The sequence below is a fragment of the Dyadobacter sediminis genome (assembly GCF_005860765.1).
Classification (GTDB): Bacteria; Bacteroidota; Bacteroidia; order Cytophagales; family Spirosomataceae; genus Dyadobacter; species Dyadobacter sediminis.
In genome coordinates this window covers 288,848-304,763 of record NZ_VCEI01000021.1, presented here as the reverse complement: position 1 = coordinate 304,763, position 15,916 = coordinate 288,848, and the positions used below count along the sequence as shown (strand labels likewise).

Genomic DNA, 15,916 nt, shown 5'->3' with positions numbered 1-15,916 from the left:
ATAATCATTTACTTCAACCGATGCAAATTTCTTACCGTATTGAAAAGGTTTGCAAAAAAATGCTGAAATCCGCTTTTGCCCTGCTGTTTGCATTGGCTGCACACCAGGCCAATGCCCAGAAACAACTTGTACTGATTGCGCATCGCGGAGGCATTGTGGACAGTTCCTATACCGAAAATGGCATGGCAGCTCTAAGAAAGGCAGCAACCGCCGGATATAAGATGATAGAAACCGATGTGCGCGTTACCAAAGACGGCGTTCTGATCGTCAATCATGACGCTGACCTGAAAAGATATTACGGTCTGGATAAAAAAGTGGCGGATCTGAAATGGCAGGAAATCCGGAAGCTGAAAAGCAAACTGGACGGAAGTACGCCTTTGCGCCTGGAAGATGTGCTGCATTTTTGCCATGAAAATCATATGAGCGTTATGCTGGACAACAAGATTCCGGGCCTTGACACAACGTTATTTAATCAGATTCCCGCTTTACTGGCCCGGTACCATTTGCTTGACACTGCTTTCATGATCGGGACGGATGAATCCACCGAATTTTTTACCGGAAAAATAAAGCTGAGCTGCTCCCGGCGGCAACTGGAAGAAAATATGCACAATCCTGACTACAACGCAGCTCATTATTATCTTTTTGAAAGACCGTCCAAATTATCCCAAGAAGATATTGAATGGGCCGGCAATCACCAGATTGCCGTTGTTGCGGCAATCAACAAATATCATTACAGACAATCCGCCGACATGCTGAAAGATGCCGCAAGCGATTGCAGGCGTATGCTGGATTGGGGCGTACAAAATTTCCAGATTGATTCTGAATTCCGGAAGTTTCTGGAGTAGCAATTGACCGATGCAGCCGGCATCTTTTGTAAAGGTTGTCTCATGTCCAACGGACGTACTAACGATCCGTTAAAGTTTTTTACCAGGGCAGGACTCTGAAAAATCCGGAACGGCTGCTTTAACAATCCATATCCGATCTGACTGAAAATGGAATATCCACATCTTTAAAAATCAGAATACCAGCCACAAAATAGTATACTTGCAAAAGCGATGCAAAGCATGCACTTGCAGTTCCGTAACAGCAATTAACAACCTTTAAGAAATCATATGAGCCAGATCAGAAAGGAAGACATCAAGCAGGAAGTATTTGATCTTTATGACGACTATGCGCACAACCGGATTGACAGACGGCTATTTATGCAAAACTTGTCCGCATACGCTGTAGGAGGTGTTACCGTGGCATCACTGATGGGCTTTCTGATGCCCGATTATCAGGGTGCCGTCCAGGTTCAGGCCGATGACCCAAGGCTGAAAACAGAATACATCCATTATCAATCGGCAAAAGGCGGCGGTGATATCAAGGCATTGTTATCGAAGCCCGAAGGTGCGGCGCAGAAGCTGGGCGGAATCATCGTTGTGCATGAAAACCGGGGGCTTAACCCGCATATCGAAGATGTTGCAAGAAGGGCTGCTCTGGCCGGATTTATCTCCGTTGCTCCGGATGCACTTACTCCGCTGGGCGGCTATCCGGGCAATGATGACCAAGGGCGTGAACTTCAGAGCAAGCGCGACAGAAATGAAATGCTGGAAGATTTTATTGCGGCTTACGATTATCTGAAAAGCCACAAAGACTGCAACGGCAAAATCGGTGTGGTCGGATTCTGCTTCGGCGGATGGATTGCCAATATGATGGCTGTCCGTATTCCTGAATTGTCGGCTTCGGTTCCGTTTTACGGCGGACAGCCTGCGGCTGAAGACGTTCCAAAGATAAAGGCGCCGCTGCTGATCCATTATGCAGAACTGGATACGCGTGTGAATGAAGGCTGGCCGGCGTATGAAACCGCTTTGAAGGAAAATAACAAGGAATACAAAGCTTATGTTTATCCCGGGGCAAACCATGGCTTTCATAACGATACAACGCCGCGCTACGACAAAGCGGCTGCCGAACTTGCCTGGAAACGCACCGTCGACTTTTTTACTGAAAAACTGAAATCCTGAATTACCGTCATTCAAATGCCGATCAAAAGCTTAACATTAGTTTGTTAAGCTTGCTTTTTTTACCAGGATTAGTTTTACAAAAATCCAGGCCGCCGGTTAAAACTATTTTTAAAAATCCGGATTTATCCATTTATCCCGTTTAGAGCCAGCTGGATGAATGTTCCTCCATTCTGTTAACCGTGAATTGAATCCGGCGGCGTAAAAGGAGCAGCTCACACTTGTACTTTTCTCAGATTCTTCTCATATTTGCGTACCTCTTCTCATTTATTTTTTTAAAATTTCAAATTCAGTGAAAGCATGGATGCGTTTGGACTGATTTTTTAATTTTGTTTATAAATTTCAACTGCTAAAATCCGGTACTACAATTTATACCTTAAACAGAAATGAGACAAGAAATTCAGGGCAGACTAAAAAAAACGGGCATACTTCAACAGAAGCTGCTTTGAATATCAGATCCGGTTCCTATCGAATGCTAATAATGTCAAGTTCCCAAACAGCTGTATAGCATTATGCCAGTATCGAATATGGATATCATTGAAAGTACAAAACGCCTGAACAAACGATCTTCCGACACTGTCATTTTAATCAGGCTATTCTATTTTGCTGCTGTACAAAAGCCAGAAAATCTTCCGGAGAACTGGTAAGATTATACAGAACTCAACACCCCCACAAAAAATCAAGTTACCTAAAATGCGTTATGGAAAGTAAGAATGTTAAATTAAATTTCAGATACGATATTAATGCGCTCAGGGCAATTGCTATCCTGGGTGTAATCCTTTTCCACTACAAGATTGTTTTTCTTTCCGGCGGCTTTGCCGGTGTCGATGTTTTCTTTGTGATTTCGGGTTATCTGATGAGTAAAATCATTATTAACTCCATTGATAAAAACCAGTTTTCCTTTACAGACTATTTTGAGAAGAGGCTGAAAAGAATTGTCCCGGCGCTGATTTTTCTGATCCTGACCCTGACGGTAATCGGCTTCTTTTTTTACTTTCCCGAAGATTTCAAGCTGAACCAGAAAAACGCCGCCGCAAGTATTCTTTTTCTATCCAACGTATTGTACTGGAAAAGTTCAGACTATTTTGCGCCTGCATCGGATACCAACATCCTTTTGCATACATGGTCGTTATCCGTTGAATGGCAGTTTTATCTTCTGTACCCGGCCATTTTGCTGCTGCTGAGCAGACTGGTCAAAAACAGGCGTTTTCTCATTGCGTTTTTTGTTGCTTCCACCCTTTTCATACTCGCCGCATCCATCCTGTTCACCAACATCAGCCCGACGGCTTCATTTTATCTGCTTCCAAGCCGGTCGTGGGAAATGATGTTTGGAGGGATTGCATTCTTTTCCGAAAACCTGATCAAAGATGTAAAATGGAAAAAGATTCTGGCCATTACCGGTTATCTTTCTATTCTGGCGTGTTTTCTGCTGCTGGATACCATGATGCCCTGGCCGAGCGTTTACACCATTTTTCCCGTAGTAGCCACATTCCTGATCATTATTGCCAATTACAATGAATTCGGCGCGATCAGAAATACCGTAGTCCAGTTTATCGGCAAAATATCGTACTCGTTGTACCTGTGGCACTGGCCGGTATACGTGGTGGCGCAGTATTACGGTATCGGCACGAACCTGCAGTCCGTCCTTTTACTCAGTGCAATCTCGATTGTTTTGGGATACCTTTCATTCACATACGTCGAATCCATCAAGTTTGCCACCAACAGAATGATCCTTGCCACCATGGTATTCATTTTTGCGGGAACTGCGTCTTTGAGCTATTTCAATTCAAACGATATCTTGTATAAAGACAAAACGCTGCAGATTGAAGGTTACGCAAGAACGCACAAGAAAGAGCTGGAACTGCAGTTCAATAAAGACATATGCCATGTCAGCAAAATGGAAGATTATGACAAAGAAAAATGCCTGTGTATTGTAGAAGGCAAAAAGAATATTCTGCTGATCGGCGACAGTCATTTAGGACAATTGTCACAGTCTTTCAGAGAACATTTTGCAAATACCAATGTCCATTTTCTGCAGGCAACTGCTTCCGGAACTTTGCCTACAATCCGGAATTATGAAGGCGACGATGCCATGGTAAGAAAGCTGATGCATTACATCTACTTCGATTTCATCCCTAAAAACGCCGGTAAAATCGACGGAGTGGTTCTAAGCGGAAGCTGGGCCGGTAAAAACAACGTAGATGAAGAAAGCATTCTGTTCGGTATAAAGGAAGCAACACAGCATCTTAAAAAATACAATATCAATACCATTATCATTGGCCAGACGGAACGTTACAATGTTCCTTATGCTACAATTGCTGCCAGAGATTACGAAAATAATTCAATGACCATGCGCAGGTACCTGAACAGCTATGCATATGAGCTGGACAATTTCCTGAGCAGGGATTTGAAATCTTCCTATATCCGGGTCATCAATGTAAAATCCATCCCGAAATTGTCTTCCAAAGATGAACCTTACATGGCCGACAGTCACCATCTTACCAAATACGGCGCTGATCTGATTGTTGATAAAATACTCTCGGACCCGATTGCCAAGGAATTTTTCGGCATCAAGAAGAAAAGCAAGAAACGGAAAGCCTGATTTCAACCAAATCCATTTCCCGAAAAGCCGTTCATGCCCAGCCATGAACGGCTTTTTACATTTGTGCATTATCCCCGTGCAGCTTCCACAACCTACTTTCCACTACATTTCACTGCTTACATTCCCATTTTTACAATCATATCCATCTTGCAGGCATCATGTAACCTACCATAAAAGACCAGTTTCAGACAACGATAAACCGTCTGATACAGCATCACAGCCGATTGGTAACTCTGTTCATGGACTTTTAAGAATTGACTGATATTTGCCATCGGTAAATACAACGGTGTATTTATCTAAACATCATCCTTTTAATCACACAACCATGAAAATTGAATTAAAAACTTTACGGTTACCACTCAAAGCACTAAGTGTTTCGATGTTGCTGATGGTCAGCAGCTGCTCGCAGGAAGAGTTGCTTGTTCCCAAAGAGGAAAACAGCACTACAGATGCGCGGCTCAATTTATTGCCAAGCAATGCAGGAAACATGAAATGGAACATCATTACAAATGGCATTGAAGCAAATAACAACTACGAACCGGAGTTTACCGGAGAAATTGCACAGTATAGCGGCACTCCGATTGTGGAAGCGGGCTTTGTAACAAGCCACAATGTACTTCCTAACGGAGCAATTACGGTTGTACCGGTATATGCAAGTACGCCTTTCAACAGTATTTATAAAGTATTGTCAAACAACAGCAATATCGGTCCGGGAAAGTTCAAGCTTAAAATTCCCTTTAAATACAACGAAGTTTATTACAGATCGTACATCAAGCTAAAAAACGGCAGCATCCAGTATGGCGATGTAAAGTATCAGAAAGCCTGGAAAATAGGCCCTGCAGGTTATTCTACCGACCAGAATAAAAACTATTTTTTTCAAGGGTCGGTTGATCAGGAAGGAAGCGTAAAAGCGGTTGAAATCGGATTTGTGGAAAGTTTCAGAAATACTCCAAACGGCGCAATCATTAACAATCCGGTATACGCCAATAATCTGTTCAACGGAACTTATCCGGCAAGAGCTTACAAGGATAACATCGCTTATGGTTACTATAAACTGATTATCCCGTTTTTATTTACGGAAATCTATATCAGAGGGTATGTAAAACTGGAAGATGGAACCGTAGTATATGGCGAAATTTCCCATTTTAAAAAGTAAATACTTTTCAGCTTCTTTCAAAATACAGCGTTGACGCTTTATGCCAGCACAAACTGCCTTCTGTTCGGAGGCAGTTTTTTTGTTTTATATACCAATTCCTGTTTGCCTGTAAATGAAGTATGCCGAAACAGCATTCAGGAATATTATTGAAACGAATTTTGCATTGATATAGAATTTGTTCATTTAGATTGTATATTGACTTTTATAGATGTTATCGCTGTATTATTACAAAGGCTTTTTAAACGGATGATGCAAATACTCTTTAAAGACTTGATTCTGCTTGTAATATATTTCGTCATTTTCCCGATTCTGCTGAACGCGCAGGATTTGGACACATTTGACGGCCGCAGGCAATGGCTTCTGAAAGGAATGAAGGATGCAGAATTAAAAGGATCGGGAAAATACGGCCTGCCCAAAGCGTGTGCACGGCTCTGGAACAATCCCGATGATACAACTGCAACGGCTTACATCACCAGTATCCTGCATCGCAAGGGCCAAACCATGTTTGACTTTCCGGGCGTAGCCCTTGCACTTGGCAAATACCGGAGCAGCTTCACTCCCGGACAGATTGCAGTAATCAAAGCAGATCTTGAAAGACTGGCCAAAAACAATAACAAGAACGGTGAAGGATTTTTAAGTCACGGAACGGAAAATCAGGCCACCATGATGTGGGCAAGCGGCTATCTTTTCGGGCAGTACTTTCCGGATGCAAAATGGGCCAATGGCATGAGCAGTACTGAACTGATGGCTGAAATGAAAGAAAGACTCCGCAAAACCTTCCGGAATGTCTATGAAAAAGGCTATGCAGAGTATCTTTCAACGACTTATGAAGTTGTTGTTAATTTTCCGGTTGCCATATTATACGAGTTTGCAGAAGATCGGGAGGTAAAAGAAATGGCTGAGGCTTTCCTGCTCTATAAATGGTCGATACAATCCCTTAACAACTTTGAAGGGCGCATCATTGCTCCATATGCACGCATGACCCGGCAGGAAGATTATCAGCCTGGCGACCAGAATGTAACCGGAACGTTATATCAGCACTGGCTGTACTGGGGCTGGGGTGATCATACCGAATCAGTCCGTATAAGAGATTTCAAAAACTATCCCGAGACTAGTTACACCATTTATTCGGCACTTTCAGAAATAGCCCCCGAACCATTATTCAATGAGCTGACTAACCAAAGAACAACTCCGGTTTCATTCCGGTCTTCTGCTTCTGCATTCGGCAAATTTGGCAGCGGCATTCCGCATATGATGATGCGGAATGCTTACCGGAGCAAACAATATGCAATAGGTACCGGCAATTTCCGCTGGGTTCCGGGCGGCGACTATGCTGACCACGACACAAATGCATTCAATATTATCTGGGAAAGTGACGATCGCTTTAATTACATCAATTGCTTTCATCCGTACTGGTACAGTGACGATAACAAAAACCGTACGCCGGATACCTGGTACCGTGGCTGCATTTCACCATTTATGCAGACCGCACATCATGAAAGTACGGTTGTCATTCTGTTTGATATTCCTCAGCAGGATCCGTGGCCGGATAAACCAAGTCCGGCCAAATGGGCATGGCGCAACGAACATGCCGGTGAGTTGATCAAAAGAGGAATGCTTCGTTACCCGGCTTCAATGGATGAAACCGTTGAGAAAAATGGCTGGCTGTTCCTGCGGGAAGGAACAACCTACATCGGGATCAAACCGCTTAAAGACTATTACATTCAAAATAAAAACAATGGTTCGGAAGGATTCATAGTAGTCAAAAGCGACTATGCAAAAACAGGGTTTATCTTTGAAGTGGGCACCAAAGAGGAATACGGCGGTTTCAGTCAGTTTCAGTCCAGATTGCAGAAAAGCAGCATTTCGGTAGACTGGAAATCCATGACTTTGACATACCTTAATCCCAAAAGAGACAAGATCAGAATGCAGTACAAAACAGGATTGCCAATGGACGCAGACGGGCTGGCCAATTCTGTTCCTTCTGTGTGGATAAATGGCAAAGAAGAAATATCCTACAAAGACTGGCCAATGATTGACAGTCCGAAAGTACACATGAACAATCGTGTACTGACCATACAAAATGACACATCAAAAATCAGGGTTGACTGGAACAATCAGTATCCTTCCATTACCGGAACCAATTTTGGTCTGCAGATCCGGTAAAACAAAATACTTTACTTTAATTTTTATAGTTGAACAGAATTCGATATTTCTACTTTAATAACAAACACATTACATATTTGATCACGAACCTTCCTGACAAAAATCAGTCGTCATCAAAACCGGATTTATCTGCCTGCTGAAAATAGTAATGCAGGTTTACGAACATTCCAAATTAGTAAATTCCTTATATATAGGTTTTGGTATTTTGTATAGAATTTCTTGGTATATGCAAATTAATTCTTAATCATAGACGATATAAGTAGCGTTAAATCAAGAAAGTATAGTTAATATTTCTATTAACATGTTGATTATTTTGCATTAGAAATTTAATTTTATTTTACTTGATTTATAGAAGTATTTCTCTAAATTTGTATTGAATGACTGTAACTACCTTATAATATTAACTTTTATATCGTCCCTTTACCATGACGTTCCATGAAAAAAGTATCTACTGCACTGCGGTTGTTGCATTTAGAGATCCTGCTATATATAAAAAACTGCCCAGCTACATCCTGCTTGACAGCATAGGGCAGTCTAGCTTTGGCAAGAGCGTATCTTCTACAAAACTTTCAAGATACGGTATTTTAGTGCCCGGAACATTTTAAAGCCTGCCTGATTCAGATAAACAACTATTCGAAGCAGCTACTTGATCTTACTACAACAGCCTGTTTTGCATTCGTAAACGATGTTCCAAAACCGGCCGAGGGCGTTGCAATTTTCACAGAAGACACTTACTTGTTTATAACACTTGCCTTGCTAACACACTCAAACTGAACAAGCTATATTTTGTCATACTTATATGAACGAAAACAAATCCAACCAGCGGTATTCCGAGGAAAAAGAAGAAGAGTTTAGCCTTATTCAATACATACGCAAGTATTTGCCTTACTGGTACTTGTTTCCATTTTTCCTGATAGCAACACTCACAGCTGCTTTTTATTATCTTCAGGTTACACAACCGGTTTACCTCAGCAGAACGACCATTCTTATAAAAGATGAGCAGAAAGGGATGGGACAAAGCCAGACAGAAATTCTGGAAGAGCTCACGCAGTTCGGAGGCAACAAGCTGGTCGAGAATGAAACGGAGATTATCAAATCGCTGCCGTTGATGGAACAGGTCATCAAAGATCTGAAGCTGGATGTTTCCTACACTGCCGAAGATGGCCTGAAAACCATTAACCTGTACAAGCAAAGCCCGGTTATCATCAAGCCGGATGTCATTACCGAAGAAGGATATAGTGAGCCGCTTGTCATCCACATGAAGGACAGCAACCATTTTACTTTCAATGACGAAGTACAGACATTCACTTTCAATCAGCGTGTTCGCAACAAGTGGGGCGAGTTTGTCATTACAAAAGGCGAAAAATCAAATTATGATGAAATCCTGGTGAATTTTCATGATCCGGCCCATCTGGTGGAAGACATGATTTCACATCTGACTGTTTTACAGCAAAATGAAAAAAGCACGGTTCTGGAACTTACTTATGAGGATGTTTCGAAGCAGCGCGGCAAAGATGTCCTCAATTCCTTACTGGATGCCTATGTGCAGGCTTCGCTGACGGATAAGAATACGGAAGCCAGCAACACGCTTAAATTCATAGAAACACGTCTTGGATTGATTACCGGCGAGCTTGTGGATGTGGAAAAAGATGTCGAATCCTACAAAACCTCCAAAGGGCTGACGGATATCAGTGCGGAATCACAGATTTTTCTTGAAAACATCAAGGAGAATGACGCCAAGCTGAACGAGGTAAATACGCAGATCAATATTCTTGAAACAGTTGAAAATTACATTGAAACTGCTGGCAAAGGCGAATTTGCTCCGGCTCCTGCAACCTACATGATCAACGATCCCGTACTTGTTTCTCTGTTGACGAAATTCAATGAGCTGGATCTGCAAAGAGAGCGGTTTGCACGAACTACCCAATCCAACAACCCGCTGCTTGAAACATTCAATACACAGCTGGCGCAAACCAGGCAGGCGATCAAGGAAAATGTGCAGAACCTCCGCCGCGGAATGGATGTTACCCGCCGGAACCTGGAAGGCATTAATACTCGCTTTTCTGCGGGCTTACGCAGTATTCCGCAGAAAGAAAGAGAATTTGTGGGCATCAAAAGACAGCAAACCATCAAGGAAAACCTGTATCTTTATTTACTTCAGAAACGGGAGGAAACTGCACTGGGCTACGCGTCTACAGTAACAGACAGCCGCCTCATCAATCCGCCGGTTTCATCATTCAAACCTATTGCTCCCAAAAACACTACAATCTGGCTTGGCGCAGGTCTGGCCGGCCTGATCATACCGATTTTACTGATCAATCTTATCTTCATGCTTAACGATACGGTTCAAAGCCGTGAAGAAATCGAGCAGCAAACCGGATTATCTGTCATTGGTGAAATCGGCCAGATGAAAACAAGTGCAGGAATGCCTGTAACGGATGCCATTATCAAAGTCACCAGCCGCAATGCCGTTGCGGAACAGTTCCGGGCATTGCGTACCAACCTGAAATACCTTGGCGATGGCAACTGCCGTACGATCATGTTCACCTCATCGGTTGGCGGTGAAGGTAAAAGCTTTATCAGTATCAACCTGGCTGCCAGTCTTGCCTATTACGGAAAAAAGGTAATTCTGATCGGAATGGATTTGCGGAAACCAACATTGCATGAGCGACTTCAGGTCAGCAATAAAAAAGGCGTTTCCAATTATATGATCGGCCAGGTGGATCTGCATGATCTGATACAATCCACAGCCATTCACCCGAATTACGATGTGATCACAAGCGGCCCTCTGCCTCCGAACCCTTCCGAGCTTCTTGGAAACGGGCGCCTTGCACAACTTCTTGCCGAGCTTCGTCTGGAATATGATTATGTCCTGATCGACTCCCCGCCTTACGGCCTTGTTACGGATGCAGCCATAATCGGCGAATACGTGGATGCGACCATATATCTTGTACGGTACAATTATACTTTGCTGAGCCACATTACCAAGATAAGGGAACTGCGGAAATCGAAGCGCTTCTCTAATCTGACAATCATTTACAATGGTGTAAATTACGGATCAGGATATGGCTACGGATACGGGTACGGCGGATACGGCTATGGATATTATACAGAAGACACAAAAGCAAAAAGTGAAAATTTAAGCTCGAGGCTTAAAAAAATGGTAAGCAAGAGCTAGTCAGTCCGGATTTGAGAAACAGACCAGTAATTTTAAATATTCAATATAAATGACCAGTAAAGTAGCTTTGATCACAGGTGTTACCGGACAGGATGGCGCCTACCTGAGTGAATTATTATTGAGTAAAGGCTACATCGTTCATGGTATCAAACGCAGAAGTTCTTTGTTCAACACCGAGCGGATTGATCACCTGTATGAAGACCCGCATGTAAATGATCCGAGATTTATTCTGCATTACGGTGACCTTACCGATTCCATGAACCTGACCTGTATTATACAGCAGGTACAACCGGATGAAATTTACAATCTGGCCGCCATGAGCCACGTTCAGGTGAGCTTCGAAATGCCGGAATACACGGCCAATGCGGACGGAATAGGCACCTTACGTATATTGGAGGCGGTTAGACTTTTGGGTCTGACTGAAAAGACGAAAGTTTATCAGGCTTCCACTTCCGAGCTGTATGGTTTGGTACAAGCTGTACCGCAGTCGGAAACCACGCCCTTTTATCCGCGCTCACCTTATGCAGTTGCAAAATTGTATGCCTATTGGATTACAGTAAATTACCGGGAAGCCTACGGCATGTTTGCCGTTAACGGGATCCTGTTTAACCATGAATCCCCGCTGCGCGGAGAAACTTTTGTAACGCGCAAAATCACGCGGGCAGCAGCCAAAATCGTGCTTGGATTACAGGATTGTCTGTACATGGGCAACATTGATGCGCAGCGCGACTGGGGCCATGCCAAGGATTATGTCGAAGCGATGTACCTGATTCTTCAGCAGGAAAAGCCGGAAGATTTTGTCATTGCCACCGGGATAACGGTACGCGTCCGTGAGTTTATAAGAAAAACGTTTGCCTTTCTGGGTGTCAAACTGGAATTCAATGGAGAAAAGGAAAACGAGGAAGGCGTAATAGCCGAACTGGATCAATCCCGCCTTGCGGAACTTGGAATCAAAGCCGGGGAATACCTGAAAGTCGGGAAATCCGTTTTGAAAATTGATCCGAAATATTACCGTCCAACGGAAGTGGAACTGCTGATTGGCGATCCGACAAAATCCAAGGAAAAGCTGGGCTGGAAACCAAAATACACGCTGGAAACGCTTATAGAAGATATGGCAACGTCCGACCTGCGTCTGTTCCAGAAAGACAAATTGTTACTGAAAGAAGGATTCGGGGTCTTGAATTATTTTGAATAAAACAAAACCGGGTTCAGGCATTGAATGAGGAATTAAAACAATGAAGTCAGCGCAAAAAGTGGTACTGAATACTGGAATTTTATATTCCAGAATGTTAATTACCATTGGTATAACCTTTTATACAACTCGTGAGGTACTAAATGCCTTGGGAGCTACTGATTATGGTATATATAACTTAATTGCCGGAGTTATTGCCATGTTGTCCTTCCTGAATGCAGCCATGTCCACTTCAACGCAAAGGTATTTATCATTTCACCAAAGCAATGCGGATAAAAATGTATTGAAATCCATCTTTTCAACAAGTCTTTTACTGCATATCTGCATAGGCTTTATCCTTGTTTCAGGGATTGAATTATCCGGATTGTATCTGTTTAACGGATTTCTGAATATCCCATCTGAAAGATTACAGACTGCCAGAACGGTATATCACTTTATGTCCATGTCTGTATTCTTTACAATTGTTTCGGTACCGTTCACAGCATCACTCAACTCAAATGAAAACATGCTGGGACTATCCGTAGTGAATATTATCGAAGTTGTTTTAAAGCTGATCATTGCAATTAGCATAAACGGATATCATGGAGACCGTTTAATACTGTATGGATTATCCATGGCATGCATCAGTTTTATCAGCCTGATTATGTATGTAATTTACTGCAACAGCCATTATGAAGAATGCACCTTGCGGCTAAAAAAACATACCAATTTAGGTATAATTAAAAATCTGACATCCTTTGCAGGCTGGAACTTGTTCGGAGCACTAACCGGAATAGGAAAGACACAAGGTGTAGCGATTCTGTTAAATGTATTTTTCGGAACATCGATAAATGCAGCATACGGAATAGCCAATCAGGTATCCAGCCAGATGAATTTCTTTTCGGCAACCATGCTAAAAGCAATCAATCCGCGAATCATGAAAACCGAAGGACAGGGCAACCGGTTACAAATGCTCCGGCTGGCTATGATGGCCAGTAAATTCGGATATTTTTTATTGGCATTTGTAGCCATTCCATGTATATTCGAAATGGATAACATTCTGAATTTCTGGCTTAAATCTGTCCCCCCCTATACTTCTTCCTTTTGCTCGTTGATACTGGTGGCAATCATGGTAAATCAGCTTACCGTCGGGCTGGATTCCGCTATCCAGGCCATTGGTAAAATAAAAAACTATATGATTGTAGCCGGAACCATTAAGCTGCTGATTGTTCCGGTCGGCTATCTGTTATTAAAGTCCGGCTTACCTCCGATTTATGTCATTGTAGGCTACACCGTGTTTGAAGGGATTGCCGGAATTGCACGTTTGAAATTGCTGGAAATAACCGGAGGCTTGAACATAAAAGAATATATAAAGAATGTTTATGCAGGAATATTACCTCCGACCCTGACCATCATATCATCACTTTATTTTGTAGTAAGCGTATCCAACAGTCCTTATCGTTTGTTTTATAACATACCATTTTCCATTACGATATTCTTTATCAGCATTTATTACTGGGGATTATGCAAAGATGAAAAGCAAATTGTAGATAACTTAATAGCAAACGCCTCCAAGCGGCTACATCTTAGATGGATTTAATAAAAAAATTAACTGGATATATAAACATTATCATTTTTCAGCTGCAATATAAATATCTGTTTTCAGGATCCATTGTAATCATAAAACCGGGATCGACTTGCCGGATTGCGAAGAATGTAAAAATTCTAAATTCCAAAATAACCGTATGTCCGGGAAGTACACTGGAAATCCAAGACCATACAAAAATTAATAAAGCAATTATATACGTAGAAGGAAGTCTGTCTATCGAACCTGATTGTATTATTGAAAACGGAGATTCGCCCGGCAAAGCCAGTATTTTAATACATGACGGCGGAGCGCTGGAAATATATCACCATACTCGTTTAAGATGTAAAATCTGGATCAGATATGGCGGCAAAGTGAAAATCGGAAAATACACCAATATAAATGAAGGAACTGAAATCAGATGCGATGAACAGGTTCAGATTGGTGATTACTGCATGATTTCTTACAACTGTGTTATATGGGATACCAATACACACAACATCTATCCGGATGAAGAACGGCGCAGGTTAACAACGAATTATTATCCCAAGTTCGGACATGAAATAGAAAAACCCAGAACTGCCAAAATTTATATAGGGAATGATTGCTGGATCGGGCGTGAAGCTGTTATACTGAAAGGTGTAACCATAAAAAACTCCGTTGTTGTAGGATACAGAACCATGCTGTCAAAAGGAATAATTGAAGATAACAAAACGGTTATACAAGAAATAAGTTACAGAATTTTGGACAAGTAAAAACAGCCTATTTACATAAAGCAAGATTCTTTAAACGGAAGTAATCGGTCAAGCTAAAAAGAATCGTTAACTGTTACTAAATTACCTAAAATTATAATCAAACAAGAAAATTCATTGTGAAACCTAAAATATTGTGTTTGTATGGAAATGCGCTCTATTATGGTCATGAAAGATCAAATATTCAGGTATTCAAAACATTAAAAGAATTAAATTTTACTATTCTGGTTTTAACAAATAAAAGCGGAATAGCGCCGGAAGCATTGGATATTCTGGATAAATGTTCCATTGAACACGAAACAATTGTTTATCCAGGTTGGAGTGACATTCGAAAGCCCCATACTTTACCAAAAGTAATAAACTACATTTTCAAAGTTATTTTACACAATATTCAGTTCATCCTTAAATATTTCAAATTCAGACCTGATTACATTTATATCGCGAGTGATTTCATGTATTTGAATCTAATTCCGTCTTTTATACTTATACCGACCAGAATAGTATACAGAATTGGTGATGCCCCGCTTGTAGGCTGGAAGCCATTTAAATATTTATGGAAAAAATACATTACGCTTAGAACATACCGGTTTGTTTGTATTTCCAGATTTATAAAGGACAAAGTTTCAGAAGCCGGCAGATCAAACAATAATCAGGACATGATCATTTATAACTATCCTCCGGTAAGAAACAGCAGAGAAGCAGCATCAAAGATCAACTATATAAAAAACGCAGTTACCTTTTCCTATCTGGGCCAGTTAATTCATGGAAAAGGTGTTCACCTGATAATCGATGCAGCACTGGAAATATGCCATAAATACCGGGGTATCAATTTCATTATCGCCGGAAGCCTGGAGTACGATAAATTATACAGTAAGGAATTGGTACAAAAAGTGAATAGCACACATTTCCAGGACAGAATACTTTTTCTTGGACCAGTCAGTAATATGGAAGACTTCTTTGCAAAAACAGATGTAATCATTACGCCGTCATTAAAAGAAGAACCATTGGGTAATGTAATTGTGGAAGCCAAATCCTGCACTACACCTTCCATCATATTCAACTCCGGTGGTATGCCGGAGCTGATCAAGCACAAACAGGATGGATTTATATGCCGGGAATCAACAAAAGAAGGCCTAATGGAAGCCATCGAATATTATATTCAAAACCCGGAAAACATAATGGATCACAGCCAAAATGCACTGGATTCAATAAATACATTAAAAATAAATTATCAGGATTTCAGAAATAATTGGGAAAAAGCATTTGCCTGACACTTTGTTAAAAAACACTTTGACAAAATAATAGA

The 15,916-nt window shown here is 41.6% G+C and carries 10 protein-coding genes; all 10 read left to right on the top strand.

The window, feature by feature from the left end:
• Positions 1-59 precede the first annotated feature (59 nt).
• The 10 genes from FEM55_RS08575 to FEM55_RS08530 all read left to right on the top strand — a co-directional run bounded on the left by FEM55_RS08575 (position 60) and on the right by FEM55_RS08530 (position 15,881).
• The gene (locus FEM55_RS08575; RefSeq protein WP_171036514.1) at positions 60-845 is read left to right on the top strand and encodes a glycerophosphodiester phosphodiesterase family protein; all 786 of its coding nucleotides are present in this window, start codon (positions 60-62) and stop codon (positions 843-845) included.
• A 267-nt stretch (positions 846-1,112) separates the two neighbouring features.
• Positions 1,113-2,003: a dienelactone hydrolase family protein gene (locus tag FEM55_RS08570; RefSeq protein ID WP_138280924.1), complete on the top strand. Its 891-nt coding sequence runs from the start codon at positions 1,113-1,115 to the stop codon at positions 2,001-2,003.
• A 697-nt stretch (positions 2,004-2,700) separates the two neighbouring features.
• Positions 2,701-4,602, top strand: coding sequence for an acyltransferase family protein (locus tag FEM55_RS08565; protein ID WP_138280923.1), 1,902 nt, complete (start codon positions 2,701-2,703; stop codon positions 4,600-4,602).
• A 325-nt stretch (positions 4,603-4,927) separates the two neighbouring features.
• Positions 4,928-5,758 (top strand): hypothetical protein, encoded by an 831-nt coding sequence (locus FEM55_RS08560; protein WP_138280922.1) that lies wholly within the window; start codon positions 4,928-4,930, stop codon positions 5,756-5,758.
• A 246-nt stretch (positions 5,759-6,004) separates the two neighbouring features.
• Positions 6,005-7,924, top strand: coding sequence for a hypothetical protein (locus FEM55_RS08555; RefSeq protein ID WP_138280921.1), 1,920 nt, complete (start codon positions 6,005-6,007; stop codon positions 7,922-7,924).
• 799 nt (positions 7,925-8,723) lie between these two features.
• Positions 8,724-11,102, top strand: a complete 2,379-nt coding sequence (locus FEM55_RS08550; RefSeq protein WP_138280920.1) for a GumC family protein — start codon at positions 8,724-8,726, stop codon at positions 11,100-11,102.
• A gap of 49 nt (positions 11,103-11,151) precedes the next feature.
• On the top strand, positions 11,152-12,297 hold the full coding sequence (gmd, locus tag FEM55_RS08545) for a GDP-mannose 4,6-dehydratase (RefSeq protein ID WP_138280919.1): 1,146 nt from the start codon (positions 11,152-11,154) through the stop codon (positions 12,295-12,297).
• A 196-nt stretch (positions 12,298-12,493) separates the two neighbouring features.
• On the top strand, positions 12,494-13,873 hold the full coding sequence (locus FEM55_RS08540; RefSeq protein WP_229209162.1) for a hypothetical protein: 1,380 nt from the start codon (positions 12,494-12,496) through the stop codon (positions 13,871-13,873).
• Positions 13,864-14,613: an acyltransferase gene (locus FEM55_RS08535; RefSeq protein ID WP_138280917.1), complete on the top strand. Its 750-nt coding sequence runs from the start codon at positions 13,864-13,866 to the stop codon at positions 14,611-14,613. The genes FEM55_RS08540 and FEM55_RS08535 overlap by 10 nt, the downstream gene beginning before the upstream one ends.
• A gap of 449 nt (positions 14,614-15,062) precedes the next feature.
• Positions 15,063-15,881, top strand: a complete 819-nt coding sequence (locus FEM55_RS08530) for a glycosyltransferase family 4 protein (protein WP_138280916.1) — start codon at positions 15,063-15,065, stop codon at positions 15,879-15,881.
• Positions 15,882-15,916: the final 35 nt, after the last annotated feature.